Origin of the sequence: Bradyrhizobium sp., assembly GCF_049512235.1 — a bacterium.
GTDB lineage: Bacteria > Pseudomonadota > Alphaproteobacteria > Rhizobiales > Xanthobacteraceae > Bradyrhizobium.
This window is the reverse complement of the sequence record NZ_JBEKXH010000598.1, coordinates 1-3,561: the sequence shown is the minus strand read 5'-3', so window position 1 is coordinate 3,561 and position 3,561 is coordinate 1. Positions and strand designations below refer to the sequence as shown.

Here is a 3,561-nt window from a genome sequence, read left to right as displayed (position 1 = left end):
TCCTGCCCTGCCATGTCCTGGCCACGCCCGACGCTGCCGCGTCCACCGCATCTCATCCCGCGTGTCTGACGATCGCGATACGCCCCTCATCTGGAACGAGACGGGCGGGACTATAACTGATTCGAACAAAACAGCAACAGAAATATTTTTACAGTTGTGGCTTGACAGCCCAAATCACACCAGATCTAGCCCGTCGGGCACGCGGCACAGGCAGATGTCATCCGCCGTCGCGCCAAAGAGGTCGAAATCCGGCCCGTCGGACAAATCGCCGGTGTCGACCTGGAAGAGAATGCGAAACTTGAGGCCGGTTTGATCGACACGTTTCCGGGGTCAGACCCGGTAAGCGCGACACAGCCGGCACCATCCAGGCACGACAGCGAACTGAGCCACGCGTCGCTCTGGGATAAGCTCACGGCAATCTTTAGATAGCCAGCATACAAGCGTGATTGCTTCAGCGGTGCGGCTTGCGTCGGTGGGTGCAAATTGGCTTGAAGCCAGCGCCCAAGGGCCCTGGACTTCATAGGGTCTTCACATGCGGTAAGCGTCTTAAGTACGTCTTCGAATAGCTTCCTGACTGTGTCCCGCCGAGGCGCCGGCAATTGGAGTTGCCAAATCCCGGCGAAACCAGCAGTCTTTGCGCTGACGCGGGCCGGCATTCCGGCAGCTTGCGCGTCCAATCACCGCCTGCGGAGGAAGCTATGACGAGTGGCAAACCCTTTCCGGTCAATGCGTGGTATCCTGCCGCCTGGGGTAACGAGGTCGATCGGACGCTGAAGGCCCGGACGATCTGTGAGCAGGAAATCGTTCTGTTTCGCCGCACCGATGGTGCCGTCGCAGCCCTCGAGGACGCCTGCTGGCATCGCTTGCTGCCGCTCTCGATGGGCCGTCTGGCCGGCGATCAGGTGGTGTGCGGATATCACGGCCTGGTTTTCAACGCGTCCGGCCGATGCACGCATATGCCGGCGCAGCAGACCATCAATCCATCCGCCTGCGTCCGCGCCTACCCGGTGGTCGAGAAGCACCGCCTGGTCTGGGTGTGGCCAGGCGACCCGGCGCTTGCCAAGGAGGCTTTGGTGCCCGACTTTCACTGGAACGATGGCGCCGAATGGAAGGGCGAGGGCGGCACGTTTTACAGCCTGAAATGCGACTGGCGCCTCGTCGTCGACAATCTGATGGACCTGACGCACGAAACCTATGTGCATTCCGACAGTATCGGTCATGACGCGATCCTCGACACACCGTTCGAGGTGACCCACGCCGAGAACACCGCGACCATGACGCGCTGGATGATCGACATCGACCCGCCGCCATTCTGGGCCAAGCAATTGGGCAGACCGGGCAAGGTCGACCGCTGGCAGATCGTGACCTTCCAGGCGCCCGCGGTCGTGATCGGCGATGTCGGCGTCGCGCCGGCGGCAACCGGAGCGCCGCAAGGCGATCGCTCGCACGGCGTCAACGGCGCATTTCTGGCGGCGATCGCGCCGGAGACGGAGACCTCTTGCCACTATTTCTGGAATTTTGTCCGCACCTTCCGAACCGACGACGAAGATCTCAGCCGCGCCCTGCAGCGCGCCCATGTCAACGACGGCAAGGGCGTCTACGACCAGGATCACGTCGTGCTGGAGGCGCAGCAGCGCGCCATCAACCGGCATCCGCGTCAGCCTTTCTACAACCTCAACATCGACGCCGGCGCCTTGTGGGCCCGGCGCATCATTGATCGCATGCTTGAACAGGAGCGTGGTCCACAGGGTTCCGTGCAGGCGGCGGAATAGCCCGGCATGGCCGAGCGCATCGAATGGGGCGACGCAGAAGTTCGCGCGACGCGCGACCTCAGTGCGGATATCCGCCTGATCGAGATCGCGCCGGCCGGCGGCTTCGTTGCGCCCTCTCCCGGCAGCCACATCAATGTTGCCGACGAAGGCGCCTAATCCGCTGCACTACGCTGCTGGCTGATACAATCTCGGGAACCATCGATCGACTACTGCCGCAGGCAAGCCAAGCCTTACGGGTGAACGCGTTGTCGGCGAGGCCAGGTAACCCTTTTCGATGAGTGAATTCAGAACAGTCCGGGCTTGGCGCTCTTCGTAGCCGGTTAGCGCGGGTGCGCGACCACGGGCATACTCGCCGGCCATCACCGCTTCGCGCAGTAATGGCCACGAGCCTTTGTGCAGGCGCTTTGCGCGCATTTCTTCTTCGGTCCAGATCTCCATTCGCCTGAGCAGTTCTTCTGGCTCCAGGAGGCCGGCCATGAAGTCGACTTGGTCGACACACGTCGTCAGGAAGAATTTGCAGAAATCAATGAGCCCGGCCATCGTGAGGTTACCGCGGCCATCAAGATCCCCGCGACGTGGTTCGTCAGCGGCTTGAAGGTTCGCTTTGTATTCGGCAACGCGCCGCGCAAGGCCGCGAGAAACGGCCCAGAGTTCAGAGCCAACGTCCAGCTCCCGCATCAGTGCGTGCGAGAACAACCGGGTTGCGCGACCGTTGCCGTCAAGAAACGGGTGAATCCAAGCGAGCCGGTGGTGGGAAGCGGCGACGCCAATGATTTTGCGAAGCCTTGATAGATGGGCAGCGGTATATCCCTCGGCAAACCGCTGCAAGAAGGCGGGAAGGTCCTCCGGCGGGGGAGGAATGTGCCGCCCGACGATGACATGGTCCTTCCGCAGTTCGCCAGGGACAATCTTGACTTTCTCCTTCGTCGTGGGGTGATCGACGACCAGGAGCTCCTCGGGCAACCGCTCGCAAAAGTTGCGGTGCGTCCAGACGATAAAGTCGACCGAAAACGTGGGCGACGGCGCCTCGCCGCGATCAATCATCCGCTGAACTTCGATGTGCGCGCGCGCCTCGAGCTGGAGATTGTGGCGCTCGGGCTCTTTGTAAAGCTCGTTGTTGAGCGCGCGATCGATATCCATCGGAAGAGTATTGTGACCTTCGATCAAGTTCGAGTAGTAACAATTCATCGAGCGGACAAGATCGCCCACCGAGGCCCGCATAACAGGGTGCAGGCGTCCAGCCAGGGTACTGGCCTTGGCGACGAGGTCCGTGGCCAGGTCTTCAAGTTCCTGCCGATCCTCGGGCAGCAGTGGCTCCATGGCTGATACATTCATTTTTGCCGCTTTCTTTGCCACCAGATAGTACTGTTATTTAGGCACTAAGTACCATACTTGGGCTCATGAATTGCCGCTTTCTTTGCCGCGCTCCCCTGTTCGATTCATCGCACAAGGACGAAGGGACGATCCTGGCGAGCTTACTCCCGAAGCGGCCTTGGCCTATTTCGCCAAGCATGAGGGGTTCATCGGTGGCTTTGAAATCTGCGATGACGATGGCCCGCTTACGGAGTTTGTTCTAGAAAAGCGCGAGGTGCTGCGACGCCAGGTTGGCGCGAGACAGTGGCTAAGTGCGGGAAAGACCATTGATACATACTCAGTACGGTTGCATCATTGATCGCATGCTCGACCAGGAGCGTGGTCCACAGGGTTCAGTGCAGGCGGCGGAATAGCCCGACATGGCCGAGCGCATCGAATGGGGCGACGCAGAAGTTCGCGCGACGCGCGACCTCAG

At 60.9% G+C, this 3,561-nt stretch carries 4 protein-coding genes; 3 read left to right on the top strand and 1 reads right to left on the bottom strand.

Annotated features, from left to right (window positions below; translation table 11 throughout):
* Positions 1–246: 246 nt before the first annotated feature.
* The 3 genes from ABSG20_RS32440 (at position 247) to ABSG20_RS32430 (ending at position 1,928) form a co-directional block, all read left to right on the top strand.
* Positions 247–429 (top strand): hypothetical protein, encoded by a 183-nt coding sequence (locus ABSG20_RS32440; protein ID WP_423868531.1) that lies wholly within the window; start codon positions 247–249, stop codon positions 427–429.
* A 269-nt stretch (positions 430–698) separates the two neighbouring features.
* On the top strand, positions 699–1,772 hold the full coding sequence (locus ABSG20_RS32435) for an aromatic ring-hydroxylating dioxygenase subunit alpha (protein ID WP_423868530.1): 1,074 nt from the start codon (positions 699–701) through the stop codon (positions 1,770–1,772).
* A gap of 6 nt (positions 1,773–1,778) precedes the next feature.
* A complete protein-coding gene (locus tag ABSG20_RS32430; RefSeq protein ID WP_423868529.1) occupies positions 1,779–1,928 on the top strand; it encodes a hypothetical protein in 150 nt (49 codons plus the stop codon).
* A 9-nt stretch (positions 1,929–1,937) separates the two neighbouring features.
* Here ABSG20_RS32430 and ABSG20_RS32425 read toward each other — a convergent pair whose 3' ends face one another.
* The gene (locus tag ABSG20_RS32425) at positions 1,938–3,128 is read right to left on the bottom strand and encodes a Fic family protein (protein WP_423868528.1); all 1,191 of its coding nucleotides are present in this window, start codon (positions 3,126–3,128) and stop codon (positions 1,938–1,940) included.
* Positions 3,129–3,561: the final 433 nt, after the last annotated feature.

Bases quoted from the DNA above. Each gene is read 5' to 3' on its own strand.
- ABSG20_RS32435 (WP_423868530.1), top strand. From the start codon at position 699: ATGACGAGTGGCAAACCCTTTCCGGTCAATGCGTGGTATCCTGCCGCC.
- ABSG20_RS32430 (WP_423868529.1), top strand. From the start codon at position 1,779: ATGGCCGAGCGCATCGAATGGGGCGACGCAGAAGTTCGCGCGACGCGC.